The sequence below is a fragment of the Nocardia violaceofusca NBRC 14427 genome (assembly GCF_963869435.1).
Taxonomy (GTDB): Bacteria; Actinomycetota; Actinomycetes; order Mycobacteriales; family Mycobacteriaceae; genus Nocardia; species Nocardia aobensis.
Genome location: NZ_CAWMPM010000026.1, coordinates 41,672 through 66,666, shown reverse-complemented (window position 1 = coordinate 66,666; position 24,995 = coordinate 41,672). Strand labels below are relative to the sequence as shown.

The following is a 24,995-nucleotide window of genomic DNA, read 5'->3' as shown; positions in this document are numbered from 1 at the left end:
GACCTCCCTGCCGCCGGATTCCGATCCGGCGGCAGAATTCGACGGATGGAGCGGACTTTCGAGGAATTGCTCGACGACGCCGCGGCGGCACCGGTGCACGGCTGGGGTTTCGAGTGGCTGGACGGGCGGGCCACCGAACAGCGGCCGTCGTGGGGTTATCAGCGATCGATGAGCGCGCGTCTGGCGACCGCGACGGCGGCACTCGACCTCGAAACCGGCGGCGGTGAAGTGTGCTCGCCGAGGCCGACACGTTCCCGCCGACGATGGCGGCGACCGAATCGTGGCCGCCGAACGCCGCCGCGGCGACCGCGCGGTTGCATCCCCGCGGGGCCGTGGTGGTCGCCACCGCCGAGGACGCCCCGCTCCCGTTCGCCGACGCCGCCTTCGATCTCGTGACCAGCCGGCATCCGGCCGTGGTCCGGTGGCACGAGATTGCCCGAGTGTTGCGGCCCGGCGGCACCTACTTCGCGCAGCACGTCGGACCCGCGAGCGCCTTCGAACTGATCGAATACTTCCTCGGACCGCAACCCGAGGCCCGGCGCCTACGCCACCACGACGACGAAGCCGCCGCCGCGCGCGCCGCGGGACTGCGGATCGCCGATCTGCGCCACGAACGACTGCGGATGGAATTCTTCGATATCGGAGCGGTCGTGTACCTCCTGCGCAAGGTGATCTGGCTCGTCCCCGGTTTCACCGTCGATCGCTATCACGACCGGCTGCGTGAACTGGACGACCGGATCCGGCGGGAGGGGTCGTTCGTCGCTCACTCCGCACGCACGCTGTTCGACGCCGTCAAGTCCTGAGCCGGCGGGGCTATCGGCCTTCACCGGCACGGTTCCGACTGTTAGCTGTGAATGTGCTGTGGCCCACTCGAGAAGGGCGACATTTCGCGCGGCGACGCACCCGCACTCGCCGTCACCAACGGGAGTTCGCTCCACCCCGGGAGCGGACACGATGCGGCGATACAGATGACCTCATTGCCCTTTCCGGGGCGACGCCGCCGCTCACAAGATCAACAGAAAACGGGCCTTGACGTCGAGGATGCCCCGGCAGACTCCAGCAAACAGCACCGGACGAGCGAAGGCGTCAACCCCCGGACAGGGGTTTGCCCGCTTTCGCGGTCGGGAAATACCTTCTGAGTTTGCTAGGTATTCGCGGGTCTGTCCGCGAGAGGTACAGCGGCGGAACCGATCGGCGGGCGCACACCACGTCGCCGGTGGTTCCGGATTGCGGACGACGCGAGGAGGACTGCCATGACTTTTCTGGCCCTCGGCTTTCTGCGCACGGAGGTCTCCCACCTGCACCAGGAATGGGATGCGGCGCAAATCCGTTGTCTGGCAAGACGTCTGGGCTACACGCTTTCGGAAACGGTCGCCTTCGGCGATCGCACCGACAACCCGGTTCAGTTCCTGATCGGTGCGGCGATCACCCAGGATGCCGAGGCGGTGATCGTGCCCAGCATCGAGCACTTCCCCGGCGGCATCGTGCCCGCCGAACTCATCGAGGTCACCGATGTGATCACCGTGCGGCCGGAACGCACCTACGCGCGCTGGCCGCTCGGGGAGCCACCCGGCACGGGCGCGAACTGATCCGTCACGACCGCTTGCGCCGCAGCAGCCAGACCGTGGCGAGCGCTCCCGCCGCGGTGACGCCGATCGCCGGCAGCGGAATCTGCTTGACGACCTGCGCGGCCCGGTCCGCATTGTCCTGAGCGGACCGGGCACCCCGATGCAGCCGCTCGCGGGTGCGGCCGGGCACGTCGAGCTTGTCGCTGAGCGCCTGCACGGTGCGGCCCAGCTCCTCGCGCGTCAGATCGCGGTCGTAACGCAACGCTTCCGGATCGGAAGGGATGTTCATCGCCGAGTCCTCTCCTTGATGACGGCCACGTCTTCCCGGACGTTCGCGGCGGCCTGCTCGGGTATCGGCGGACTCCCCTTGCGGATGCTCGTCCGCCCGAGGAGACCGAAGACGCCGGCGACCACGGCCAGCGCTGCGGCCACGATCAACGCGGACGCCCATACGGGCAGCACCAGGGCCAAGGCCGTGATCGCGGCCGCGACCAGGGCGCCGAGGACGGCCAGCCCCAGCACGGCGGCCGCGCCGAGCATCCCCGCACCGGCTCCCAGCCGCTTGGCCTTGCCCTGTGCCTCGACGACCGCCAGTTTCGCCTCTTCGCGCACCAGCCGGCTCAATTGCTCCGTGGTCGTGCCGACCAATTCGGCCACCGACGCCGTCTCCGGCGCTCGGCCGTTCTCGATATGCGACATCTGACCAACCACTCCTCCGGGCACCGATCGAATCGGGCGAACTCGCCCCGCCCGCGAGCGAACCGCCTCTCCGGTTATTGCCCGCGATACCCGCGAAATCGGTGGCGACACCTCCTCCGGTGCGCGCGGGCGACGAATGTCGCGTGCGGCGGGCGGTTAACTCTTTGCGCCGGAAAGCAATTGCCCGGCCGGAGAGAGCCACGAGTACCCAGCAGGTAGATTGACAACCGTGACCAATACTTCCGGAGACGCGTATCCCCTCGCCGACGCGATGACCACCTCGGTCAGCGTGCACGACGATGCGACCGTGCTCACGGTGGCCGGCGAGGTCGACCTGGCGACCGCTCCCGCACTGGAGAGTGCGATCGAGGCGACCCTCGGCGGTAAACCCGCGGCACTGATCATCGACTTGTTGCAGGTGAGTTTCCTGGCCTCGGCCGGAATGGCCGCGCTGGTGGCCGCCCATCAGCGGGCCGGTTCCGCGACGCGCATCGTCCTGGTCGCCGAGGGACCGGCCACCAGCAGACAGCTCAAACTGACCAATCTCGATCAGGTGTTCGCCCTGCATCCCACCCTCGACGCCGCGCTCGCGGCGCTGCATCAGGGCTGAGCCGAGACGGCCGGCAGACCGGGAACGGGCTGCCGGCCGGACCGATCAGACCAGCTCGCGCAGCTGTTCGATCAGCTTGACCCGTTCCCCCGCGGTCGCGGCGAGCGGTACCACGTTCAGCACCGTGACACCGGCCTCCCGGAACGCCGCCACCCGCTCCTTGACGAAGCTCGCCGAACCGATCAGCGAGATGTCACGCACCAGTTCGTCGGGCACGACCTTGGCGGCCTCGTCCTTCTTACCGGCCAGATACAGCTCCTGAATACGGTCGGCCTCGGCGCCGTACCCGTACTGCGTGGCCAGCGAATGGTAGAAGTTCTTGCCCTTGGCGCCCATACCGCCGATGTAGAGCGCCAGATGCGGTTTCACGAACTCCCGCAGCGGCTCCACGTTGTCGCCGATCGCCAGCGCCGGTCCGGCGTAGATGTCGAGGTCGCCGAGTTCCGGATCGCGTTTCGCGGTGCCGGCGGCCAGCGCCTCACCCCACACGTCGCGGGCCTTCTCCGGCAGGAAGAAGATCGGCTGCCAGCCCTCGGCCAGTTCCGCGGCCAACTGCACGTTCTTCGGCCCCAGCGCGGCCAGCAGCACCGGGATGCGATCACGCACCGGGTGGTTGATCAGCTTGAGCGGCTTGCCCAGCCCGGTGCCGCGTTCGGCGGGCAGCGGGATCGTGTAGTACTTGCCCTGATACTCCAGGCGTTCGCGCCGCCACACCTTGCGGCAGATCTCCACGACCTCGCGCGTGCGGCCGATCGGCGCGTCGTAGGGCACGCCGTGGAACCCTTCGATGACCTGCGGACCCGAGGCGCCCAGGCCGAGGACGTAGCGGCCGTCGGAGACGTAGTCCAGACCCGCCGCGGTCATCGCGGTCAGCGTGGGCGTTCGGGTGTAGAGCTGCAGAATGCCCGAGGCCAGCTGCACCCGCTCGGTCTTGGCCGCCAGATAGCCCAGTCCGCTCACCGCGTCGTAGGAGTAGGCCTCGGGCACGAAGACGATGTCCAGGCCGGCTTGTTCCAGGTCGGCGACCTCGGCCGCGACCTCCTTGAAGCCCCCCGCATAGTTGATGCCCAACCCGATCCGCATCTTATGCAACTCCGTTCATATGCAACTAGTTGCAGTGAGGTTATCGCACTGCACCACCCGTCACAAACCGCGATCCGCGACCACGGCCGGGGTGGCCTCGGGTTCCATCCTGCACACCGCCCGCACGCCGTCCGCGACAGGGCGGCGCGGCCCGCTCGATGACCGGTCGCGCGGCCCGGTACGGTTATCGGCGTACCGCACGCCGATTCCTCGAAACGGGAGGCCCCGCAGCATGTCTCAGGACACCGCATCGTCGCCGGACACCACGACGTTCGGAGAGTCGACGATCGGCCGCTACCTGGACGATCTCGCAGCCAAGATCCCCGCCCCCGGCGGCGGTGCGGTCGCGGCGCTGCACGCCGCCCAGGGAGCCGCCCTGGTGGCGATGGTCGCCCGCTACACCACCCGCGCCAAGGACGCCGACAACCGCCCGGCGATCGATCGGATCATCGCGGCGGCCGACGCCGCCCGGGAACGCGCGCTGGCCCTGGCCGACGCCGACGCCACCGCCTTCACCGCCGTCGGCGCCGCCTACAAACTGCCCAAGGACACCGACGAGCAGATCGCGGCCCGCAAGGAGGCGATCGCCTCGGCACTGCTGCAGGCCGCGCGAGTGCCGGCCGCGGTGGTCGCCGAAGCCGACGAGGTGCTCTCACTGGCCGCGGATCTGCTGCCGATCGGCAATCCGAACGTGGTCACCGACATCGGCGCCGCCGCCGATGCCGCCCGCGCCGCCGCCGCCAGTTCACAGTTGAATATCGCCATCAACGTCGGCTCGCTCGGCGACCACGAGGCCGAGGAGTTCGCGCCCACGCTGCAGCGCATCGACGAGATCTTCGCCCGCGCGGACGCGCTGCACACAGACGTTCTCGCTGCCGTCGTCGGCTGATCGCACTACCACACCCCCTCGGCTAAACCTGGTTTGCCACACCGTAACTGTCGTTACGAAGCGAAAACTATTCCGGCGACCATGATCATCCGGAACTAGGATCGAGGTCCTGATACGCAAACCACCTGAGGGGGTGGAGCCATGAGGAACATGATGCGTCATTTGTTCCTGGCGACAGTCATCGCAGTACTGGCCGCAGTCACCACGGGCACCGCGGCAGCGGTGCTGGCCACACCACAGACCACATCCGTGGCCTCGATTTCACCGGGCAACGGCGCCGTCGTCGGAATCGCCCATCCGATCACCGTCCGATTCACCGCACCCGTCACCGATCGCGCCCGCGCCGAACGGTCCGTGCACGTCGGCGCGCAGACCGGTTCGTTCTCGTGGACCAACGACAGGGAACTGGTCTGGAACTCCACCGGATACCTGCCGGCCGATGCGCGATTCACCGTGACCGCGGGCAACGCCCGGTCCGAATTCCGGACCGACGGGGGGACCAGCGCCGATGCCGACATGTCGGCGCACACGTTCACCGTGTTCATTCCCGGACAGGCGCCGCGGGTCATGCCGGCCTCGATGGGTAAGCCCGGACGCGAGACCCCGGTCGGCACCTTCCCCGTGATGGAGAAGGACCGCACCATCATCTTCGACTCGCGCACCATCGGCATTCCGCTCGACGACCCGGAGGGCTACTACCTGACCGGCGAATTCGCCGAACGGCTCACCTCGGGCGGCGTCTTCGTGCATTCGGCGCCGTGGTCGGTCGGCCAGCAGGGTAATTCCAACGTCAGCCACGGCTGCATCAACCTGGCCCCCGCCGACGCCGAGTGGTACTACGACAACGTGAGTGTGGGCGATCCGGTGACCACCCACTGGTGATCAGCGCGTCGCTTCGGCCGCCTCCACCACGTGCCGCATCAGCAGCGCGGTGGTGACCGGTCCGACACCGCCGGGCACCGGACTCAGTGCCGCTGCCCGGCCTTCCACCGAGCCGGCGTCGACATCGCCGACGATGCCACCGTCGGGTCCCTCGTTGGTCCCCACGTCGATGACCACCGCGCCCTCGCGCACGTGATCCCCACCGATCAGTCCGGCTCGCCCGGCCGCCGCGACCACGATATCGGCGGCCGAGGTGACCGCCGGCAGGTCGGTGGTCCGCGAATGGCACACCGTCACCGTCGCGTTCTCCGCCAGCAGCAGCTGCGCCAAAGGTTTGCCGACCACGTTCGAACGGCCGACAACCGCCACATGCCGGCCCGACAGCGCGATGTCGTGATGCTTGGCCAGCTCCACCACCGCCTGTGAGGTGGCCGGCGGGAATCCGGGCAGTCCCGCGGCCAGCAGTCCCAGCGACAGCGGGCTGACGCCGTCGACGTCCTTGGCCGCGGCGATGGCCGAGCTGACGTCGTTGAGTTCCACACCGGCAGGCAGCGGCGTCTGCAACATCACCGCGTGCACCGCCGGATCCTCGCTGAGTTTCGCCAGCGCGTCACGAATCTCCGCCGCACTCGCCTGCGCACCGAGATCATTTGTCTCGCAGTCGATTCCGAGGCGCCCGGCCGCGCGCTGCAATGAGTTGACATACCACCCGCTGGCCGGATCGTCGTTGGCCACCACCAGCACCAGACGGGGGGCGGCCCCGGCTTCGGCCAGCGCGGCGGCGCGGTTCTTCGTCTCGGCGTTGAGGTCGGCGGCGAGTTGTTTCCCGGTCAGCGGTAAGGTGTCCACCCGGCCACCCTATCGGGCCGCGCACCAGCGCGGACGGCCGCCGCCACCCGCGCGAATGCCGACTCGAGCGGGAGTAAATCCGGGGCCTTCACCGAATCGGGTCGTATGGTGGGCACGGCTGTGCCCATGCCCCACCCCACCCACGCGGGATCCCGCTCGCCCGGAAAGGTGACGACTGCAGTGAACATCGCCAGACGTGTGAAACATCTTCTCGTCGCGGCCTCGGCGGCCGCGCTGCTGGCCGGACCGCTCACCACGACGGCCACGGCCGCCGACGGACCGGCGCCGCTCTACAACTCGGCGCAGGAGAACTTCGTCAACGGCAACGACGCCGCAGGTCTCGCCGACCTGCGCTCGCTGCTGGACAGCACCCCCGACGACGCGCAGGCGCTGGCCCTGCAGGGCATCTGGTCGGACTACACCGGCGATCTGCTCACCCGTGAGGCCGCGTTCAACCGGCTGGCGGCCATCGACCCCGGCATGGCTCAGGGGGCCCGCGACCTCATCGGCGCCATCGGCGCGGCCGTGGGCACTCTGCCCAATCCGCTCCCGGCGCTGGTCGGCCCGCAGACCGGCATCGTCGTGCTCGGCTACGGGCTGCTACCCGACGGCAGTCTGCGCCCCGAACTGGTCAACCGGCTCACCGCCGCGTGGTTGCAGGCGATCGCGGCGCCGATGTCGCCGATCGTGGTAACCGGCGGCAACCCGCAGAACGGCGTGCCGGAGGCGGCGGCGATGGCGGGCTGGCTGATCGGCCACGGCATTCCGGCCTCCCGCGTGCTGGTCGAGGACCGCGCCAATTCGACCGTGCAGAACGCGCTGTTCAGCACCCAGATGCTGCGAGACGCCGGCGCGACCAGTGCGGTCGTGGTGACCTCACCGAACCACATCCGCCGCGCGGTGGCCGATTTCATCGTCGCCGGCACCCGCGTGGTCGGGGCGATGACCTCGCTCGACCAGCTGGTGTCGCAGCTGCCGCCGCCGAGCAAGACCGCTCAGCGCGGCATCTATCTCGACGCGACCCGCACCTTCCTGCTGCCGGCGGCCCGCTGACCGGTGCTCGCGCACGAAGAATTGTGGTTGACGCCGTGCCGACAATGATGGGGTGATCGACCCCGAATCCGAAGAATCCGGCACCGACGCGATCGTGGCGGATCTGCGCCGCGCCGGATGCGTCTTCGCCGAGGAGGAAGCGGCCTTGCTCCGGCAGGCCGCCTCCTCACCCGGCGAACTGTCCGCACTCCTCGCCCGCCGCATCGAAGGCATACCGCTCGAATATCTGGTGGGCTGGGCCGACTTTCGCGGTGTCCGGGTGGCGCTCGACCCCGGCGTCTTCGTGCCGCGGCAGCGCACCGCGTTCCTGATCGACGAGGCGCTCGAACGCACCGCCGCCCGGCCGGGTGATCGGCGCACCGTGGTCGACATGTGTTGTGGCTCCGGCGCATTGGGCCTGGCGGCGACGACCGCACTGCGCGCCGGTGGGGTGGACGTCGAGCTGCTCGCCGCCGATATCGACACCGTCGCGGTGGCGTGTGCGCGGCGCAATCTGGAACCGCTGGGCGCGCAGGTGTTCCAGGGCGACCTGTTCGCCGCCCTGCCCGGCGAACTGATCGGACGCGTGGATCTGCTCCTGGCCAACACCCCGTATGTGCCGACGGCGATGATCGCCCGGATGCCGCCGGAAGCCCGCGACCACGAACCCCGCACCGCCCTCGACGGCGGCGAGGACGGGCTCGACGTGCTGCGCCGCGTGGCCGATGCCGCCGGGCGGTGGCTGACGGTCGGCGGCTGGATGCTGGTCGAGATCGGCACCGCCCAGATCGACGCCGCGACCGCGATCGTCGCGGCAGCGGGGCTGCGGCCCGCGATCGCGGAATCGCCCGATTACGGCGCGACCGTGGTGTGCGGAACCAGAACACACGCCGGCTGAGCGGCCGGAGCTAGCTGCCGATGCCGCGGCGGAGGTCGTCGGCCGTGCGCAACCGCGCCCGCACCTCCGCCATATCCGCCTCGAGCGCACCGAGATCCGGTCGGGTGGCCGCCGTGGCATAGTCGGCGACACCCGCCTCGACCGCCGCGACGGCACGTTCGGCCTGTGCCCGCTGCGCGGTGCGCGCGTCGGGATGCAGCATCGAGATCGCGACCAGGTGGTCGTCGAGAGCCAGTGCCGACTGCTCCAGATCGGCCCGGAGGGTGACCGTTGCCGCCGTGTCGTATGCGGTCACCACGCGCAACGCCGTCATCGCATCGCGCAGGCGGCGGTGCAGGCGGGCCTCGGGGTCGTGCGATCGCGCCCACGCCGACGGTGCGCGGGTGGCCGTGCCCGGCACCACCTGGTTCTCGGCGGCGATACGGCGGCGCTGATGCGCCAGGGCCACCGCGCCGGCCGCGATCGCCCCGCCCACGATCACCAGGAAGGCCGGCACGAGCAGTAGCAGCACGAACATGTCAGCTCCCGTGATGAACGACGGTGGTGTGGCCGGTGCTGTGATGGTGGGTTCCGCCGCCGTGCCACATCGAGAAGGCGACGACCGCGCCGATGATGAGCAGCGTCACGACCGTGACGAAGGCGGCGAGTTTGACCTTGCTCCACGGCCGCTGCCCGACGACCTCACCGGTCAGGCCGTTGATGTAGACCCGGAACGGGGTGTTCGCGTAGACCACGGTCAGCAGCCAGATCGGCAGCAGAATGTGCTTGTACGCCAGCGAATTCCAGCTCGACCGCAGATCGTGGACGCGCTGGCGGTCGCCGCCGATGTCCGCGCGCACGGTCTGCTCGATGACCTTCTCCATCCGGGTGCGGGCGACCGGGAACATCTGCTCGGCGTCGCGATCGTAGGTGCGGGCCAGATGCCCGGCGACGTACTCCGGCGAATAGCCGGTGGCCTCCGCGACCGGCCAGGGTTCGAGTTCGGCCACGCGTGCGCTGTCGTCGATGTCGTTGGCGAGGATCGGCAGATCGTCGAATCGGTTGCCGACCTCACCCATCGCCGGATACCAGCGAATTTCGGTGCGGCTCTTCAGCTCTCCGTCGTCCCAGTAACGTTCGGTGTACTCTTCGCCGCGTTCACCGCGATACCACGTGTGCACGTCGGCGTCGTAGGTGAAGTAGGCGTGGTAGACGCTGGCGAGCGAACCGAGCCGCTTGTACTTCTTGAACGCGGTCGGGGCGAACCACCGTCCGGAGACCCACTTCTCGACGCGTTCACGCGCGGTCTTCTCGTCGATGCGGAACGGGACGACACCGTCCACCGGCAACCGGGCGGGAGCATTGTGCACGTCGTCACGCTGGATCGGCGTGGCACAGTAGGGGCAGCGGGTCGCGGTCAGACTGCCGACGAAAGTGGTTGTGCCACCGCAATTCTGGCACTTCACCTCTCGTTCCCCGGTGACCTCCGGCCCGGCGGTCACGGCCTGCAGCGCACGCAACTCCCCCATCGCCTGCCGCAGATCCCGCGCGACGACCGGCGCCCGCGGCGCCGACAGCGGCGAGTAGTTCCCGCAACTGGGACACCGCAACTGCTGCGAGGCGATATCGAACACCAACTGGCCACCGCAGGCCGTACAGGGGTAGGTACGCGTCATTTCGGTCCGGTGCAGCATGGCCTGATCTGCGGAACCCTGCGGGGCCATACGAGGTAGCGACCCATCCTCGAAGCCGCCGGATAGGTCGTTCCCGCGACCGAGGGGCGTCGTGGCGGGCGGCGGGACGGGCGGTGTCATGCCTGGCTGCGCGCCACCTGGTCGCGTGGCAGGCGGCGGAATGAGGGCCGTTGTGCCAGGCGTCGAGCCGAGTGGGGGCATGGCAGGCGGCGCGCCGAATGGCGTCGTGGCCGCCGGCGGATAGAGCGCCGGGCCGACGCCCACCGGTGGCGGCGTCGTGCCGTCCCGCATGCGGTAACCACCGCCCGGCATGGGTGACGGGGGCATACTCCCCGGCTCGCGATTGCCACCGGGCGCATGTGACCGCAACGGAGGCACCCCCTCGGTTTCGCGATAACCATCCAGCGCAGGCGGCCGCAGCGGAGGTGGCGTCATACCCTCGGATTCGCCGTCGCTGCCCCGGAGCGGTGGCGGCACCGGAGACGAGTTCGGTTGTGGGCGTGGGTCGTTCATCGGTCCCCCGGTTCGCTGGTGTGCGGCTAGCCGGCGGGAGGCGGCGGGGGCGGGGTGCCGGGCAGCGGCGGCGGACCACCGAACAACGACTGCAGCGCGGGGACGGTCGAGGCCGCGGCCCACGCGGACATGCCGGTGGTCCAGACGTTCGTCTGCGGGGTGAGGCGGCCGGCGGCGACGAACTGGCGTAGCTGGTCGACCGGGAAGGGACCCGCCGCCTGCCCGTCGAGGTCGATGTGGAACTGCTGCTGCACCGGAAGCGGCGGTGGCTGCTGCCCGTAGCCCGGCTGGGCGTAGCCGGCGGCGGGCTGGGCGAACGCGCCCTGCATCGCGCCCGCCATCTGCCCGCCCAGGGCCACGCCCATTCCGGCCTGCATCGCCGCGCCCATCGCACCGCCGCCGGGATTCTGCGCGGCGGCGAGCATCGCGTCGGCCGCCTGCACCTGCTGGTACCGGTTCGGATCACGGACGTTGTCGGCGAATCCACTGGCCTCGACGCCCCGGGCCACACCGCGGGTCATCGCCTGCTGGATCTCCTCCGGCAGCGAGATGGTCATGGTGACCGCGTCGACGCCCAGTCCGAACGGCGCCACCCGCTGCGCCACGAATTCGCGGAGCTTGTCGGACAATTCGACCTGACGCCCCTGCAGATCGATCGCGCCGAGACCGGTGGCGAGCACCATATCCGAGAACGCGAGCGCGACCGTGCGCCGCAGCAGATCGGTGATCTGCTCCATGTCGACGACGCTCTCGGTGCCGATCACCTGGCGCAGGAACACGGCCGGGTCGACCACCTTCACGATGGTGGTGCCGTTGGCGCGGACCTGCACCATGCGAAAGTCGGGGTCGCGCACCGTCACCGGTTGCGGTGTGCCCCAGCGGAAATCGGTGACCGGCCGGGTGTTGACGAAATACACCTCCGAGCGGAACGGGCTGTTGAACCCGTGCTTCCACCCCTGCAGGGTGGACATGATCGGCATGTTCTCCGTGGTCAGGGCGTAATGGCCGGGCTCGTAGCGGTCGGCCAGCTGCCCCCGGTAGACGAAGACGGCCTGCTGGCCCTCGCGCACGATCAGTTCGGCGCCGTTCTTGATCTCGTTGTCGTAGCGCGGGAATCGCCACGCCAGCGTGGAATTCGTATCGTCGAGCCATTCGATGATGTCGACGAATTCACCGCGGATCTTGTCCATCAGGCCCATGCGTACTTCCGTCCTCCCTCGGCGCATTCCGCCGCGCCGAGTATGGCACAAACGGATTCACCGCGGCCGCTAGCATGAGGCGTTGTGGAGCAGCGATACGTGCGCAGGTCGGGACGGGTGATCCTCGCGGACGCCGACGACCGGATTCTGCTCATCGCCTATCGCGGCACGCTGGATCCGCTGTACTGGATCACCCCCGGCGGTGGGATCGATGCGGCCGAGTCGCCCGCGGAGGCCGCGGCGCGGGAATTGGGCGAGGAGACCGGATTACGGGTCACCGCGGCCGATCTCGGACCGCAGGTGGCGGTGGCGGCCGGACATCTGGAGATTCCCGGCTGGCTGTCGGGCATTTTTCGCGAGGACTATTTCTTCTACCGGCTGCCCACCGCGGGCACCGACCTGGATACGAGTGGGCTGCTGACCTACGAAAGCACCGCCATCGACGAATTCCGCTGGTGGAGTGTCGATGAGCTCGCGAGCACCGATCAGGAGGTCTACCCGCTCGGTCTCGCCGGGCTCCTCGCCGATCTGCTGGCGGGTCGGATACCACCCGAACCGGTCACGCTCCCCTGGCGCGTCCGGCCCGGCGAAGCCTCGTGAATCGGCGAAGCCGCTGAAATCGACTGGGCCTCAGGACTTGCGGCCGGTGAATTCGTCCATCGAGTGATAGACACCCACCTTGTTCAGGTAGTAGTCGCGCACCTTCAGCGGCAGCAGACCGGAGATGGCGCGGTTGAGCCGGGAGGTCCACGGCAGCACGACCAGCGCCGCACCGTTCTTCATCTCCCGCCACGCGGTGTCGACGACCTCTTCCTGCTCCAGGATCGGCGTGAACCAGAAACCCTTGGCGCCGTCGAACATTCCGGTGTTGATGTAGGTCGGGCACACCGTGGTGACCTTCACGTGCTCGTTGCCGGACTGCTCGAGTTCCAGGCGCACCGAATCCGACCAGCCCAGCGCCGCCCACTTGGAGGCGGCGTAGACACTCATGCGCGGATTGGCCACCAGCGCCGCCGAGGAGGCGATGTTCAGCACCCGCGCCGGGGTCTTGCGGTTGACCATGGCGGGCAGGAATTCCAGCGCGATGTACATGGGCGCCAGTGAATTGATCGCCATCGTCTTGTCGATGTCGGCGCGGTTCTCGGTTTCCCAGAAGTAGCCGTTGCCGCGCACGATTCCGGCGTTGTTGACCAGCACGTCGATATCGCCGACCTCCGATCGCACCGCGGCGCCGGCCTCGATGATCGACTGCTGGTCGGCGACGTCGACCACGTAGTGGTGCACCCGGCTCACCGATCCGGAGGACAGTTCGGCGGCGGTCTGCTTCAGCGCGGTCTCGTTGACATCCCAGAGCACCACGTCGGCGGCCTGTTCGCGCACCGCCCGCTGGGCGAAGGATTTGCCCAGGCCCATCGCCGCGCCGGTGATCAGTACCCGCTTGCCCGCGACCGTATCCATATCCGTTCCCTTTCCCGATGTGCCCGAGCGGGCGAGATCATTTCTGCCGCAACGCCTTCATCACGCCGAAGTAGAGCGTCATGGTCTTCGCCCACAGTGCTTCCGACATGCCCGGCAGCGGCGCGATCGGCAGCGCGCGCTGGACCGCGATGGTCTGGGTGTCGACGTATTTGAGCAGCCCCTCCGGCCCGTGGCGGCGGCCGCTACCGGAGATGCCGAGCCCGCCGGAGGGGGCCGCGACACTGCCCCACGCGGCGATGAAGCCCTCGTTCACATTCACCGATCCGGCGTGGATGCGGGCGGCGATCTCCCGGGCGCGTCCGGTATCGCGGCTCCACACGCTGGCGTTGAGACCGTAGGCGGTGTCGTTGGCCTGCTCGACGGCCTCGTCGTCGCTGTGGACGCGGTAGATCGAGACGACCGGGCCGAAGGTCTCCTCGCGGTAGACGGTCATCCCCGGTCGCACCCCGGCCAGGACGGTCGGCTCGTAGAAGTACGGGCCCAGGTCCGGCCGCGCGCGGCCGCCGGCCAGCACGGTCGCGCCCTTGGCGACGGCGTCCTGGACGTGTTCGGTGACCGTGTCGAGCTGGCGCGGGAAGGTCAGCGAACCCATCTCGTAGGAGTAGTCGAGCGCCGAACCGAGCCGTAAAGCCTTTGTGGCGGAGGTGAATTCGCTGACGAACCGATCGTAGACGCGGTCGTGCACGTAGATGCGCTCGATGGATTCGCACAGTTGCCCGGCCGAGGCGAAACAGGCGCGCACCGCGATCTTGGCGGCCGCGCTCACATCGGCGTCGGCGAGCACCAGCAGCGGATTCTTGCCACCCAGTTCGAGCGAGTAGCCGATCAGCCGCTCCCCCGCCTGCCGGGCGATGGTGCGGCCGGTGGCGCTGGAGCCGGTGTAGTCGACGTAGTCGGCACGCGCGATCACCTCACCGCCGATCACCGAGCCGCGGCCCAGCACCGCCTGCCACAGCCCCGCGGGCAGGCCGGCGCGTTCAGCGGCGTCGATCGCCCACAACGCGGTGAGCGCGGTCTGGTTGTCGGGTCGCGCGACGACCGCGTTGCCGGCCATGAGCGCGGGCAGCGCGTCGGACACGGCCAGGGCCAAGGGGTAGTTCCACGGCGAGATCACCGCGACCACACCCTTGGGCCGGTTGCGGACCTCGATTTTGGTAAGCACCGGCAGCACACCGCGCGGGGTGCGCGAGGCGAGCAGCCGTTCGGCCGCGGCGGCGTAGTAGCGAGCGTTGACCGCCACATCCCCGACCTCGTCGAAGGCGTGCACGCGGGACTTGCCGGCCTCGGTCTGGACGATGTCGAGGATGGTGTCCTGCTCGGCCAGGACCAGGTCGTGGAAGCGGCGCAGCACACCCACGCGTTCGCGCACGGGAACCCGCGCCCACCGCTGCTGAGCGCTGCGGGCGGTCGCGAAGGCGGACTCGATATCGGCGGTGGACGACTGCGGCAGCTCGGCGATCTTGGCGCCGGTGGCCGGGGCGAGGACCGCCACCGAGGCAGCGCCACCCGCGGTGGCGTGCGCGAGCAGGCGGTCCACCAGCTCCTGCGGCAGGGCCGGAGCAGCGGCGAGGTCTGGGGCGGTCGTCATTGTCGGCCCTCTCGGTCGGCAGGCGCCAACAATTTGTTGAACACCAGTGTTAGATTAACACCGATGTTAGATTAATCGGGCGATGCCGGGCCATGTCAAGTCCGCACAACCGATCAGGGAGGTACCACGGATGCCGCAGGACGGGGTGCTCACCACTCACAACGGCGCCGCTCGCCGGGGCCGGCCGCCGCAGACGCCCGCACAGGCCGACGAGGTGCGCTCCCGCATCGTCGCCGCCACCGCCGCGGTGTTCACCGAATCCGGTTCGCGCGGACTGAGTGTCGCGCGCATCATCGAACAGGCCGGGATCTCGCGGCCCACCTTCTACCGCTATTTCGCCAATGCCACGGCCCCGCTCGACGTCGTCCTCACGCAGTCCAACGAGGGCCTGGTGGGCGGTATCCGCCGGGCACTGGAAGAGTCCGAGGAGCCGGTGGCGCTCGGCATCGGCATCATCGACGCCTACCTGGACTGGGCCCGGGGGCACGGGCCGATGCTGCGCCCGGTGTTCGCGGAACTGCACGATCCGGCCTCACCGGTCTCGGCGTACCGAGAGCAGGCCTTCGACGATATCCGCGCGCTGGTGCGGGAGAAGTTCGCCGTGCTGGGCCGGCAGTTGCCCGCACCGCTGGACCTCGACACGGCACTGCAGGTCTGCGCATTCGTGGTGTACCAGGTGTCGCTGGCCACCGCACCGGGAGACGATCCGGATCCCGAGGCGGTCGCCGAGGCCCGGCTGACGATGATCCGCACGGTGCTGGTCACCCTCGGTCGGCGCGAGGATGTCGAACTCGCCCTGACGATTCCGGGCATCTTCCTGCCCGTGCAGGGCTGAATCCCGCGACAACGCCCCGGATCAGCCGCGCAGCCCGCTCGCCCGCAGCACCCGCCGCGAGATCCCGGCCTCCAGCGCCTCTGCTGTACCGATGATGCGGACCCGCTGCCGGGCGCGAGTGATCGCGGTATAGAGCAGCTCACGGGTCAGCAGCGTCGACTCCGGGCCCGGCAGCACGATCGTCACCGCACCGTACTGGCTGCCCTGGCTGCGGTGGATGGTCATCGCGTACACCGTGGTGACGCCCGGGAACTGGGTGGGATGCACCAGATACGGTTCGCTGCCACGCTGCAGCGCCGCGCGCAGGCCACCGTCGCCGGACCGCACGATGACACCGGTGTCGCCGTTGTAGATGCGGGCCTCGTGGTCGTTGGCGGTCACCAGCAGCGGTTGGCCCGGAAACCACTGCCCGGCAGCGGATTCCGTGCCGATCCCGGCCGCGGCGACCCAGCCGCCGGCCATGCGGTCCCACCGTTCGACGCCGAACGGCCCCTGCCGGTGCGCGCACAGCAGGCGATGCGATTCCATCGCCCGCAGCGCCGCCGCGGCGTCCCCGGCCTCGGCGGCAGTGGTGGATTCGCGGGCGGCGCGTACCACGTCGGCACGCACATCGGCGATGTCGTCGGGTTCGTGGAGGGACAGCTCCGCACCGCCGTCGTGCAGCAGCGCGAGCGCCGTCTCGGCGTCGCCGGCGCGCACCGCCACCGCCAGATCGGCGATCCGGCCACCGAACCGGCGGCCGCGGGTCAGGCGAATCATGCCGCCGCGCAATCGGTTTCGTTCCCGTTCACTGAGATCCTCGGCACCGGCCACCGGACCGGAACCGGTGTCGAGGATCCGCTCGAGGATCGGATTCGGCGGCCCGGCCACCGGTCCCGCGACCAGATCGGCGAGGACCGCACCGGCATCGACCGAGGCGAGCTGGTCCGGGTCGCCGACGAGGACCAGCCGGGCGTCCGGGCGCACGGCCGGCAGCAGCCTGCTCATCATGGTCAGCGACACCATGGAGGTTTCGTCGACGACGATGACGTCGTAGGGCAGCCGGTTGTGGGCGTGATGGCGGAAGCGGGTGGTGCCGCCGCGCTGCCAGCCCAGCAGCCGGTGCACGGTGGCCGCGGTCAGCTCCGGCAGGTCGAGGTCACCGGCCTGTTCACGCACCGATTCCTGCAGGCGCGCAGCGGCTTTGCCGGTCGGCGCGGCCAGCGCGATACGCAGCGGTGCGGTGTCGGCGACCGCGCGCTGATGCGCGACCAGCAGTGCCAGGATGCGGGCGATGGTGTGGGTCTTACCGGTACCGGGACCACCGGCGACCACCGTGGTCCAGCTGGTGGCGGCGACGGCGGCGGCGATGCGCTGACGGTCCGGGGCGGCGGCGGGCCCGCCCGTGCCGGGGAACAGCCGGTCCAGTTCCCGGCGCACGGTGTCCGGGTCGACGAGCGGATGCCCGTGCGCACGGTCCGCCAGCACCTCGCGGATCGTCTGCTCCTGCCGGTAGTAGCGGTCCAGATACAGCAGCGGCCCGCCCTCGGAGTCGACCAGCCGCAGCGGGCACAGCGGCCCGGCCGGGCTGCCGCACACCAGTGGGCTCGCGCGCAACCGCTCGCACAGGCTGTCGACGTCCGGCCAGGGCAGCAGTGCGGGATCGATCGCTTCCGCCTCGCCGAGGTCGAAACCCTCACCGTCGACACCGATTTCGTGCATGCGCCGCAATTCCAGGCATACCGACCCCGACCGCACCGCACGCACGGCGAGCGCGGCGGCCAGCAGCACCTGCTCTCCGGATTCACCGCCGAGCTTGCCCAGCCGCAACGCCACGTGCACATCGGCCGCCGACAGCACGCCTGCGGTGTTGAAGGTTCGCAGCAGGCCGGTAGCGCGCTGCGCCAGAGCAATCGCCGTCATCGGTCCTCCTGGCCGGCCAGCAGATCCGACAGCGCCACGATCAGCTCGGCCGGGGGATCCCAGTCGAAGACGCCGTGGCCGGGTGGGGTGGCGGGGCCGATCATGCCGCGCACGAACAGATAGCGCACCCCGCCGAGGTGGCGAGCCGGATCGTAGTCGGGCATGCGCCAGCGTAGATAACGGTGCAACGCGGCCGAATACAGCAGCGCCTGCAGCGGATAATGCGAGCGCATCATCTCCTCGGCCATGCGGTCGCGCCGATAGTGCGCCACGGTCAGCTCACCGGTCCCGAGCCGGTTGGTCTTGTAGTCGACGACGAGGAAGCGGGGGCCGTCGGTCCGCAGCACGGCGTCGATACTTCCGGTCAGATATCCGCGCAGCGGAATGTCGTCGAGCAGGTCGAGGGCGTCGGCGTAGGTGGCGAACGGATCGTCGGACCGCAGATGTTTCCGCAGCAGGGCGCCGATGCGCCGGACCGTCACCCGCTGCGCCACCGGGTCGTCACCGCCCGCGAGCGGCAGTTCGAATTCCAATTCGTTCAACCGATCCCGCGACCGGATGTCGGCCAGCGCGACCGGATCGCACGGTGTGCGCAGCACCGCGACCAGCGCGCGGGCGAGTTCGCCGGGATCGATATCGGCCATGAGTTGCTCGACGGCCTGTTCGCAGCGCAGCAGAACCTCGGCGGCCAGATCCGGCGCATCGGTGTCGACCAGCTCGAGCACGCCGTGCACGAGCGTGCCGAATTCGGCGCCGTAGGGCAACTCGTTCATCAACGACGGTGCCGCACCGGCGAACTCATCCTCCGCTCCGAGGTCGGGACCGAGTTCCGGCGCCGGCGACAACGGCTCGTCGGTGCCGCCTTCGACGGGATCCGATACCACCAAATCCGTTGCGCCATGGGCTGTTTCGTGCGCCGAGGCGGTGAGCGCCGAGTACGAGGTACGGCGCCAGTCGTGGTCGACGGAGCGGGTGAACCGCGCCGCCTCGAGCGTCCGGTCGCCGGTCTGTCCCCGTTCGGTGCGCAGCTGCGCCTCGACCGCCGCGCGGACGGGCTCGATCTCGATCAGGCCGGGACCGGCGGTCGCGGCCCATTCGCGCAACTGCTGCAACACGATCGGGTCCGCGGGCACCTCGCTGCGGGCCGGCACCTCGGCGCTGCCGGGGTCGCGGCCCAGGATCATCCGGTGCAGCGGCGCGGCGGCCGTACCGTAGGCCGGCGCCCACCAGGCCACCACCTGGCACTGTGCCCGGGTCACCGCGACGTACAGCAGCCGCAGCTCCTCCCCCGCTTCCTCGGCCTCACAGCGACGGCGGTGCTCGGCGTAACCGGGCGCCTCGGGACCGCCGACGTCCAGGACCCGTTCGTCGCCGTCGTGGAACAGCAGCGTCGACGGATTGGGGTTCTTCGCGCCGTCCCACGCGAAAGGCAGATAGACGACGGGGAATTCCAGGCCCTTACTGGCGTGCACGGTGGCGATCTGCACCGCGGCGGCATCGCGGTCGAGGCGGCGGCTGCGTCCCGCGACGGCGCCCGAGGACGGATCACGCACCCGGTCGGCCAGCCAGCGGGTCAGCGCGGTGAGTCCGAGCGATTCCCGCGCGGCGACCTCGTCGAGCAGTTGCGCGATATGCCGCAGATCGGTCAGGCGCCGTTCGCCGCCGCTCTGGGCCAGCAGTCGCGGCGCGGGCTGGGCCTGGGCGGACAGCCGGTCGAACACGGCAGCGAAACCGGAGCGCGCGAACAGCCGGGCCGCGTCGCGCAGCTGGGTGCTGAGCCTGCCCACCAGATCCGCGCCACCGGCGTCGATATCGGCCGCGGACAGTCCGAGCAGCGGGGTGGTCGCCGCCAGCCGGACCCGGTCACCGCGGTGCGGTTGTTCCAGCGCGCGCAGCACCCACAGCCAGTCGGTGGCACTGCGGGTGGCGAAAACGCTGGCGCCACCGGCGAGTACGGACGCGACACCGGCGCGGTCCAGTTCCGCGCGCACCAGGTCGATCTGCGCGCGGGTGCGGACCAGCACGGCGATATCGCCGGGTCCCAGCGGGCGGTCGCCCAACCGGGCCCCGGACTCGAGGGTGCGGACGATATCGGCGGCGAGGTCGGTGGCCACCCGATCGCGCTGGCGGCCCACCACCGGGAATCCGCTCCCGTTCAACGCTCCGGCGCCCTGGCGGGGAAAACACCTGAGCCGCAACGGAACCGCCGCACCCTCGGGCCCGGTGAGCCGGCTGTGCGGCCGTACCGCCGTAACCTGCGGCACCGTGATCTGCGGATGTCCCAGGGCGGCACCGCCGAGCATGTGGTGCAGTGCCGCCAGCAGACCGGCGTCGCTGCGGCGGTTGGTATCGAGTTCGCGACGGGTGTCGGCGTGGGCGACGGCGTCCAGGTAGCTGAGGACCTCGGCGCCGCGGAAGGCGTAGATCGCCTGTTTCGGATCGCCGACCAGCACCAGGGTCGTGTGGTCGTGGAAGACCCGCCGCAGGATGTCCCACTGCAGGGGGTCGGTGTCCTGGAATTCGTCGACCAGCGTCACGCGGAAGCGGTCGCGGATGCGGCAGCACGCGCGCTCGCCGTGGACCGGGTCGGCGAGTACGTCGTGCAGTAGCACCAGCTGGTCGTCGAAGTCGCGAATGCCCGAAAGCCGTTTGCGCCGATCGACTTCCGCGCGCACCGCCGCCGCGAACGCCGCCGCCTCGGCCGCCGGGTGATCGCCGAGTTCCTCCCCCGGCACCAGCCGCGCGCGCCGGTCCGCCACCGCGGCCGCCGCCAGCGACAGCGCCTGGCGCACCGGCATCGGCGCGCCGCCACGGGCGTAGCGGGCCAGGTACAGATCCTCGGCGACGGTGCTCACCAGTTCCTCGATGCCCTCGACCAGCCGCACCCGCGGATCGTGTTCGCCCGCGATGCCGAGTTCGTCGAGCATGCGCTGACAGAACCCGTGGGTGGTGGAGATGGTCCCGGCATCGAAATCCGACAGCGCCGCGACCAGTCGCCGGCGTCGCCGCGCCACCTCGGCCGGATCGGCGTCGGCCAGATGGGCGATCAACTCGTCGGTTCCGGCGCGCGCGGCCTCCGGATCGTCGAGTGCGGCCGCGACGGTGACGAATCGCTCCCGCGTGCGTTCCCGCAACTCCTGGGTCGCGGCCCGGGTGAAGGTCACCAGCAGCAGCTGCGAGATGTCGACCAGCCCCTCGGCGACGAACCGCACCGCCAGCCCGACGATGGCGTAGGTCTTGCCGGTCCCCGCGCTCGCCTCGAGGACCGTTGTCCCCGTGGGCAAGTCACCGCACAGGTCGAACTGGCCGAACGATGCGGAGCCACCTGCGCGGACGCGGCGGCCGACATCCGAACCACCGTTGCGCTGCTCTTCGACACCGCTGTCGGCGGCGGTATCGGAGGGCTCGGCAGCCGTATCGAGAAGGTCCGTCTCGTGTTCCGGTCGGAGCTCGTCGAGGGCGAAAAGTTCGGCCGGGCCGGTCGATTCATCGGCCTCACGAGCGCGGCGGCGGGTGGTGGTGTGCGCCGCCGCTTCCGGGGTGCGCAGATCGGTGACGGGGAACAGTTCCTCGGTCATGGCTGCCCCTGGGATTCGTTGGCCAGCAGCGGATTCCACAGTCGCCGGGCGACCGAGCCGAAGGTGGTGGTCTCGCCGTAGCGGTCCGGTTCGGGCAGTGGGGTTTCCAGTTGCTCGAAGCTCGGTTCGGGTCCTCGGACGTAGGTCAGGTAGCGGTCGGTGTGGTCACCGAACGGGCGCGGTCCCTTCGGCCCGCCGTAGAACTCCTCTTCCGCGGCGGCGCGGGCGGAGTCGAGATCGGCTCCGCGGCAGCGGCGTTCGGCGTACACCGCCGAGGCCGACGGCGCGAACGACAGTGGTTCGGTCAAGCCCTCCTCGCGCAGGTCGGCCAGCTCGCGCAGCAGGTCCGCAGCGAGTGCGGGGGCCGGTGCGGTCAGCGACGAACGCCAGGCCGGGCGGCCGAACTTGCCGCGCCCGATGCTCACGGCCCGCCAGCTCTGATGGCGTTCGGTGGCGGCCAGCGCCAGCAGCCGCACCCACGCCGCCATCCGATGTTTGGGCGCGAGCCGCGAATAGGTGGCGCGCACGACGGCGTCGTCGTGCACATCGGCGACCGTCCCGGTCAGCCGCCGCCCCGACCCCAGATCCACCGCGATATCGATGGTGCGGGCCGGCGCCTGCTGCAGTGGCGCGGCGACCTGCACCAGCCGGTCCACGGTGGATTCCACCTCGGCGAGCACCGAAGCGCCGAGACCGAACGGCGGCAGGGTGCCGCGCCGCCATTCCGCGGCGCGCAGGGCGCCCGGATCGGCGCCGGTGAGCCGGGCCGCCAGCATGCGTTCGCCGATGTTCCAGGTGGCCAGCCCGGTCAGTTCGATGGGCAGGCGTTCATCGATGTCCTCGTCCTCCTCCGGCACCCGGATGCCCAGCCGCTGCCACAGGAAGGCCCGGATCGGATGTTCGGCGAACGACACCAGTTCCGCCAGTTCCACATCCGTGCGCGCCACTGCCGGCAGGGGGCCGGACAACCACGGCGGGCTCGGTTGCGCGGGGCGGTCCGCGGCGCGGGCGGCGGCCAGCGCGAGGGTGTCGAAACCGAACGGGTCGCGCGCGTCGAAATTGCGGCGGTCGTATGCCTGCAGCGGATGCCGACGCACCACCTCACCGGTCCCGCGGTGGGCGCGCACCACGTCGATCAGTTCCGCGAGCGGTGTGACCGGCGGCCGGGGTGTACCGGTCACCGGATCGGCACCGGTGTAGAGCACCACCAGATGCTGGCGCGCGGCCAGAACGGCATCGAGCAGCAGCCCGCGGTCCTCGCTGCGCGGATCACGTTCTCCGACAAGCGGTTCCCGCGCGGTGACATCGTCGCCGTCGATGCCGCCGGTGCGCGGGAACACCTCGTCGTCGAGCCCGAGCAGCACCACCACCCGATGCGGAATCGACCGCATCGGCGCCAGCCCACAGACGGTGAGCTCACCGGTGCGGTAATTGGAGCGCGGCGCCCGGGCCCGGGACCGCGCCCGCAGGGCGGCGATCACATCGGGCAGCCGCAACTCGGCCGCGTCCGCGTGTTCGAAGGCGGCGGCCAGTTCCCGGCGCGCCTGCACCCCCTGCCAGGCCGCGGCGGCCGGTAGATCGGTGAGCAGATCGAGCGCGCGATGCAGGATCTGCAGCCACTGCCGGGCGGGGCGCGGTGCGCCGGCGGGTTCGGCCGGGGTGGGTCCGCTCAGATCACGCACGCAGACCGCGAGCCGGTCGACGAATTCGGCGAAACGCCCGGCCAGGTCCACATCGCCGGAGTCGACGTCGTCCAGCGGCAGCGCCAGATCCAGCCAGTCCTCGCCCGATTCCCCCGCGGCGACGCCGAGCAGAATCCGGTCGACCGCCGCGTTGAGGGTGTTCTGGCCGAATTCGGCGAGTCCGAATGCCTGCCGCTGCCGTTGCCCGATCCCCCAGCGGGCGCCGGTTTCGGCGGCCCATTCGCGCAGCCGCTCGATATCGTCGTCGTCGAATCCGCAGCGATACCGGACGGGTTCGGTGGCGGCGAGGTCGAGCACCTGAGTGACGCCGACACGACCCTCGGCCAGCGCCAGCAGATCCTCCAGCACCGCGAGCACCGAATTCGCCGCGCCCGCACTGCGTTCGGCGGGCCGCACCCGTAAGCCGTGTGCGGGATTCGCGTCGGGGTCGTCCAGGGCGGCGGGCCCCTGGCCGAAGGCGGCCCGCACCAGCGGGGCGTAGCCGTCGGGATCGGGGCACAGCACGATCACGTCGCGCGGTTCGAGAGTGGGATCGCGCTGGAAGAGGCCGAGCAGCACATCGCGCAACACCTCCACCTGCCGGGCGGCGCCGTGGCAGGCGTGGATCTGCACGCTGTCGTCGGCCTCGCACGCCACCGGTGGCCAGTGATCCGCGCGGATGGCCGCTTGCAGCTCGGAAAGCACTGTGCCCGAACTCTTTTCGTCACCCGCACGATTCGGCTGGTGATGCTGGTCGGCGAAATCCACGGTCGCCAGCCTGTTCTGCACCTCGCGCACGTCGCGGCCCAGCGCCGCCAGCAGGGGATGCCGGGCGATCGGATCGGCCACCACCCGCCGGGGAGCGGCGAGAGGGCTTCGCACGACCGTCGCCGCACCCGCGAGCCCGGCAACGGCTTCCGCGCTCTCGCCGGATCGGCTCGCGCCGGCTCCCGCCGGACGGGCGACCTCGGCACCCTCCGCCACGGCATCCGCGCCGGTCCGCAGCCGCTCCCACAGCGCCGGGCTGGGATGGGCCAGCCAGAGGTGCACCTCCCGGTGTTCGGCCACCGCCGCGAGTACCGCGAGCTGCGCGGCCGCGATCCGAGGCAGTCCGAAGACCGAAAGACGCTGCGGCAGATCGATACTCGCGGGATCGGTGCGCAGCCGGTGGCAGACGGTGTCGAGCCGCTGCGCCGGTGCGGGAATGCCGATCGCCTCGCGCACCCGCCGCCACAGTCGCGGCTGCCACCGCAGGTCGTCGGGTAGGTCGGCGCCGCGGCCGTCGGTGTCGGCGCCGTCGGCCCAGTCGGCGATCAGGGTGGGGCGGGTGGTGCCGTAGGTGTCGAACAGGGTCGCGATATGCGTCGCGGTGCTCAGCCGCCGCCCTGCCCGGTACGCCTCGTCCGGGCCGGCGCCCACACCCAGATGCCGGGCCAGCACTGCCGCCCACGGCTCGCCGATCGCGGCGTCCATCGCCGCCAGTACGGGCCACACCAGCCGGTCGGGGGCCCACGGGTCGGCGTCGGCGGCGATATCGGAGGCCGCGGCCGAGATGTCGGCGACCAGCGCCGCCGGGGTCGGGTAGTCGATGTTGGCGGCCACGCCGTCACCGGTTCGCGCGCCCAGGGTCACCGCGAGCCGCTGGTTGAGCCAGCGTTGCACGCCGTGTGCGCCGACCGCGACGACCTCGGCGGCGAAGGGGTCCGGCAGCGGGTGCGACAGCATCGCGGCGAGCGCGTCGGCGAGCGTGCGCGCCGACTCGGCCCGGTGGATGTGCAGCACCTGCGCACCGCCTCTCTCGTCCCTCGCGCGCGATCCCTTGTCGCGGTGATGCGGCGCGCCCGATCCTACAAACCCGGCCACCGCTCCCGGCGGCACCGGCCCGTCTCGGAGCGCCGCACCCTCCGAACGCCGCGGTACGAGCCCTCCGCAACCGACCCGTCATCGCCCGTTACCACCGATTTGCCGCTCTTCGCAGCATGTCACCAAACATTCGGCAACACAATCGAATCCGGCCATCATGACCATTCGGCTAT

At 70.3% G+C, this 24,995-nt stretch carries 20 protein-coding genes and 1 pseudogene; 9 read left to right on the top strand and 12 right to left on the bottom strand.

The annotated features are described in order from the left end of the window. Positions 1 to 45: 45 nt before the first annotated feature. Both AC5592_RS21875 and AC5592_RS21870 read left to right on the top strand, forming a co-directional pair. Positions 46 to 803: pseudogene (locus AC5592_RS21875) on the top strand (class I SAM-dependent methyltransferase). Between the two features lie 450 nt (positions 804 to 1,253). Continuing rightward, the gene (locus AC5592_RS21870) at positions 1,254 to 1,589 is read left to right on the top strand and encodes a hypothetical protein (protein ID WP_063065288.1); all 336 of its coding nucleotides are present in this window, start codon (positions 1,254 to 1,256) and stop codon (positions 1,587 to 1,589) included. Between the two features lie 4 nt (positions 1,590 to 1,593). Here AC5592_RS21870 and AC5592_RS21865 read toward each other — a convergent pair whose 3' ends face one another. Both AC5592_RS21865 and AC5592_RS21860 read right to left on the bottom strand, forming a co-directional pair. Continuing rightward, complete coding sequence (locus AC5592_RS21865; RefSeq protein ID WP_063065287.1) at positions 1,594 to 1,857, bottom strand: DUF3618 domain-containing protein; 264 nt, start codon at positions 1,855 to 1,857, stop codon at positions 1,594 to 1,596. Further along, complete coding sequence (locus tag AC5592_RS21860; RefSeq protein WP_036501952.1) at positions 1,854 to 2,267, bottom strand: phage holin family protein; 414 nt, start codon at positions 2,265 to 2,267, stop codon at positions 1,854 to 1,856. Before AC5592_RS21860 ends, AC5592_RS21865 begins: the two co-directional genes overlap by 4 nt. A gap of 271 nt (positions 2,268 to 2,538) precedes the next feature. Between AC5592_RS21860 and AC5592_RS21855 the strand changes: the two genes are divergently transcribed. Beyond that, positions 2,539 to 2,877, top strand: coding sequence for an STAS domain-containing protein (locus AC5592_RS21855; protein WP_036501953.1), 339 nt, complete (start codon positions 2,539 to 2,541; stop codon positions 2,875 to 2,877). 45 nt (positions 2,878 to 2,922) lie between these two features. Here AC5592_RS21855 and AC5592_RS21850 read toward each other — a convergent pair whose 3' ends face one another. Further along, complete coding sequence (locus tag AC5592_RS21850; RefSeq protein WP_063065286.1) at positions 2,923 to 3,960, bottom strand: LLM class F420-dependent oxidoreductase; 1,038 nt, start codon at positions 3,958 to 3,960, stop codon at positions 2,923 to 2,925. Positions 3,961 to 4,192: 232 nt separating this feature from the next. On the opposite strand from AC5592_RS21850, the gene AC5592_RS21845 reads away from it, so the two are divergent. Together AC5592_RS21845 and AC5592_RS21840 are read left to right on the top strand one after the other, a co-directional pair. Then, on the top strand, positions 4,193 to 4,849 hold the full coding sequence (locus tag AC5592_RS21845) for a cyclodeaminase/cyclohydrolase family protein (RefSeq protein WP_051024656.1): 657 nt from the start codon (positions 4,193 to 4,195) through the stop codon (positions 4,847 to 4,849). 150 nt (positions 4,850 to 4,999) lie between these two features. Next, positions 5,000 to 5,731: a L,D-transpeptidase gene (locus AC5592_RS21840; protein WP_306304675.1), complete on the top strand. Its 732-nt coding sequence runs from the start codon at positions 5,000 to 5,002 to the stop codon at positions 5,729 to 5,731. Here AC5592_RS21840 and AC5592_RS21835 read toward each other — a convergent pair whose 3' ends face one another. Next, positions 5,732 to 6,580: a bifunctional 5,10-methylenetetrahydrofolate dehydrogenase/5,10-methenyltetrahydrofolate cyclohydrolase gene (locus tag AC5592_RS21835; protein WP_063065285.1), complete on the bottom strand. Its 849-nt coding sequence runs from the start codon at positions 6,578 to 6,580 to the stop codon at positions 5,732 to 5,734. Between the two features lie 180 nt (positions 6,581 to 6,760). On the opposite strand from AC5592_RS21835, the gene AC5592_RS21830 reads away from it, so the two are divergent. Both AC5592_RS21830 and AC5592_RS21825 read left to right on the top strand, forming a co-directional pair. After that, positions 6,761 to 7,633 (top strand): YdcF family protein, encoded by an 873-nt coding sequence (locus AC5592_RS21830; protein WP_063065284.1) that lies wholly within the window; start codon positions 6,761 to 6,763, stop codon positions 7,631 to 7,633. A 52-nt stretch (positions 7,634 to 7,685) separates the two neighbouring features. Beyond that, positions 7,686 to 8,510: a putative protein N(5)-glutamine methyltransferase gene (locus AC5592_RS21825; protein WP_084506994.1), complete on the top strand. Its 825-nt coding sequence runs from the start codon at positions 7,686 to 7,688 to the stop codon at positions 8,508 to 8,510. A gap of 10 nt (positions 8,511 to 8,520) precedes the next feature. Here AC5592_RS21825 and AC5592_RS21820 read toward each other — a convergent pair whose 3' ends face one another. The 3 genes from AC5592_RS21820 to AC5592_RS21810 form a co-directional block, all read right to left on the bottom strand. Next, positions 8,521 to 9,027, bottom strand: coding sequence for a hypothetical protein (locus tag AC5592_RS21820; RefSeq protein WP_063065283.1), 507 nt, complete (start codon positions 9,025 to 9,027; stop codon positions 8,521 to 8,523). A gap of 1 nt (position 9,028) precedes the next feature. Further along, on the bottom strand, positions 9,029 to 10,165 hold the full coding sequence (locus AC5592_RS21815; RefSeq protein ID WP_198163909.1) for a TFIIB-type zinc ribbon-containing protein: 1,137 nt from the start codon (positions 10,163 to 10,165) through the stop codon (positions 9,029 to 9,031). Between the two features lie 557 nt (positions 10,166 to 10,722). Continuing rightward, positions 10,723 to 11,895 carry an SPFH domain-containing protein gene (locus AC5592_RS21810; protein WP_063065282.1) on the bottom strand — a complete coding sequence of 391 codons (1,173 nt, stop codon included), beginning with the start codon at positions 11,893 to 11,895 and terminating at the stop codon, positions 10,723 to 10,725. Positions 11,896 to 11,979: 84 nt separating this feature from the next. Here AC5592_RS21810 and AC5592_RS21805 point away from each other — a divergent pair, with 84 nt between their 5' ends. Next, the gene (locus AC5592_RS21805; protein WP_036501087.1) at positions 11,980 to 12,495 is read left to right on the top strand and encodes an NUDIX domain-containing protein; all 516 of its coding nucleotides are present in this window, start codon (positions 11,980 to 11,982) and stop codon (positions 12,493 to 12,495) included. A 30-nt stretch (positions 12,496 to 12,525) separates the two neighbouring features. Here the strand turns inward: AC5592_RS21805 and AC5592_RS21800 are convergent, their stop codons facing one another. Together AC5592_RS21800 and AC5592_RS21795 are read right to left on the bottom strand one after the other, a co-directional pair. Continuing rightward, positions 12,526 to 13,353, bottom strand: a complete 828-nt coding sequence (locus AC5592_RS21800; protein WP_036501086.1) for an SDR family NAD(P)-dependent oxidoreductase — start codon at positions 13,351 to 13,353, stop codon at positions 12,526 to 12,528. A gap of 37 nt (positions 13,354 to 13,390) precedes the next feature. Next, entirely contained in the window at positions 13,391 to 14,962 is a 1,572-nt protein-coding gene (locus AC5592_RS21795; protein ID WP_036501085.1) for a succinic semialdehyde dehydrogenase, read from the bottom strand. Positions 14,963 to 15,092: 130 nt separating this feature from the next. Here AC5592_RS21795 and AC5592_RS21790 point away from each other — a divergent pair, with 130 nt between their 5' ends. Further along, the gene (locus AC5592_RS21790; RefSeq protein WP_051024566.1) at positions 15,093 to 15,797 is read left to right on the top strand and encodes a TetR/AcrR family transcriptional regulator; all 705 of its coding nucleotides are present in this window, start codon (positions 15,093 to 15,095) and stop codon (positions 15,795 to 15,797) included. A 21-nt stretch (positions 15,798 to 15,818) separates the two neighbouring features. Here AC5592_RS21790 and recD read toward each other — a convergent pair whose 3' ends face one another. The 3 genes from recD to recC are packed head-to-tail and all read right to left on the bottom strand — an operon-like array spanning position 15,819 to position 24,741. Continuing rightward, entirely contained in the window at positions 15,819 to 17,699 is a 1,881-nt protein-coding gene (gene recD, locus AC5592_RS21785) for an exodeoxyribonuclease V subunit alpha (protein WP_063065281.1), read from the bottom strand. Continuing rightward, positions 17,696 to 21,277: a UvrD-helicase domain-containing protein gene (locus AC5592_RS21780; RefSeq protein WP_084506992.1), complete on the bottom strand. Its 3,582-nt coding sequence runs from the start codon at positions 21,275 to 21,277 to the stop codon at positions 17,696 to 17,698. The genes recD and AC5592_RS21780 overlap by 4 nt, the downstream gene beginning before the upstream one ends. Beyond that, on the bottom strand, positions 21,274 to 24,741 hold the full coding sequence (recC, locus tag AC5592_RS21775; RefSeq protein ID WP_063065280.1) for an exodeoxyribonuclease V subunit gamma: 3,468 nt from the start codon (positions 24,739 to 24,741) through the stop codon (positions 21,274 to 21,276). Before recC ends, AC5592_RS21780 begins: the two co-directional genes overlap by 4 nt. Between the last annotated feature and the right edge of the window lie 254 nt (positions 24,742 to 24,995).

What these genes read in the sequence shown, in the direction of transcription:
- AC5592_RS21870 (WP_063065288.1), top strand. Translation starts at nt 1,254, where the DNA reads ATGACTTTTCTGGCCCTCGGCTTTCTGCGCACGGAGGTCTCCCACCTG.
- AC5592_RS21865 (WP_063065287.1), bottom strand. Translation starts at nt 1,857, where the DNA reads ATGAACATCCCTTCCGATCCGGAAGCGTTGCGTTACGACCGCGATCTG.
- AC5592_RS21860 (WP_036501952.1), bottom strand. Translation starts at nt 2,267, where the DNA reads ATGTCGCATATCGAGAACGGCCGAGCGCCGGAGACGGCGTCGGTGGCC.
- AC5592_RS21855 (WP_036501953.1), top strand. Translation starts at nt 2,539, where the DNA reads ATGACCACCTCGGTCAGCGTGCACGACGATGCGACCGTGCTCACGGTG.
- AC5592_RS21850 (WP_063065286.1), bottom strand. Translation starts at nt 3,960, where the DNA reads ATGCGGATCGGGTTGGGCATCAACTATGCGGGGGGCTTCAAGGAGGTC.
- AC5592_RS21845 (WP_051024656.1), top strand. Translation starts at nt 4,193, where the DNA reads ATGTCTCAGGACACCGCATCGTCGCCGGACACCACGACGTTCGGAGAG.
- AC5592_RS21840 (WP_306304675.1), top strand. Translation starts at nt 5,000, where the DNA reads ATGATGCGTCATTTGTTCCTGGCGACAGTCATCGCAGTACTGGCCGCA.
- AC5592_RS21820 (WP_063065283.1), bottom strand. Translation starts at nt 9,027, where the DNA reads ATGTTCGTGCTGCTACTGCTCGTGCCGGCCTTCCTGGTGATCGTGGGC.
- AC5592_RS21815 (WP_198163909.1), bottom strand. Translation starts at nt 10,165, where the DNA reads ATGACGCGTACCTACCCCTGTACGGCCTGCGGTGGCCAGTTGGTGTTC.
- AC5592_RS21810 (WP_063065282.1), bottom strand. Translation starts at nt 11,895, where the DNA reads ATGGGCCTGATGGACAAGATCCGCGGTGAATTCGTCGACATCATCGAA.
- AC5592_RS21800 (WP_036501086.1), bottom strand. Translation starts at nt 13,353, where the DNA reads ATGGATACGGTCGCGGGCAAGCGGGTACTGATCACCGGCGCGGCGATG.
- AC5592_RS21795 (WP_036501085.1), bottom strand. Translation starts at nt 14,962, where the DNA reads ATGACGACCGCCCCAGACCTCGCCGCTGCTCCGGCCCTGCCGCAGGAG.
- AC5592_RS21790 (WP_051024566.1), top strand. Translation starts at nt 15,093, where the DNA reads ATGCCGCAGGACGGGGTGCTCACCACTCACAACGGCGCCGCTCGCCGG.
- recD (WP_063065281.1), bottom strand. Translation starts at nt 17,699, where the DNA reads ATGACGGCGATTGCTCTGGCGCAGCGCGCTACCGGCCTGCTGCGAACC.
- AC5592_RS21780 (WP_084506992.1), bottom strand. Translation starts at nt 21,277, where the DNA reads ATGACCGAGGAACTGTTCCCCGTCACCGATCTGCGCACCCCGGAAGCG.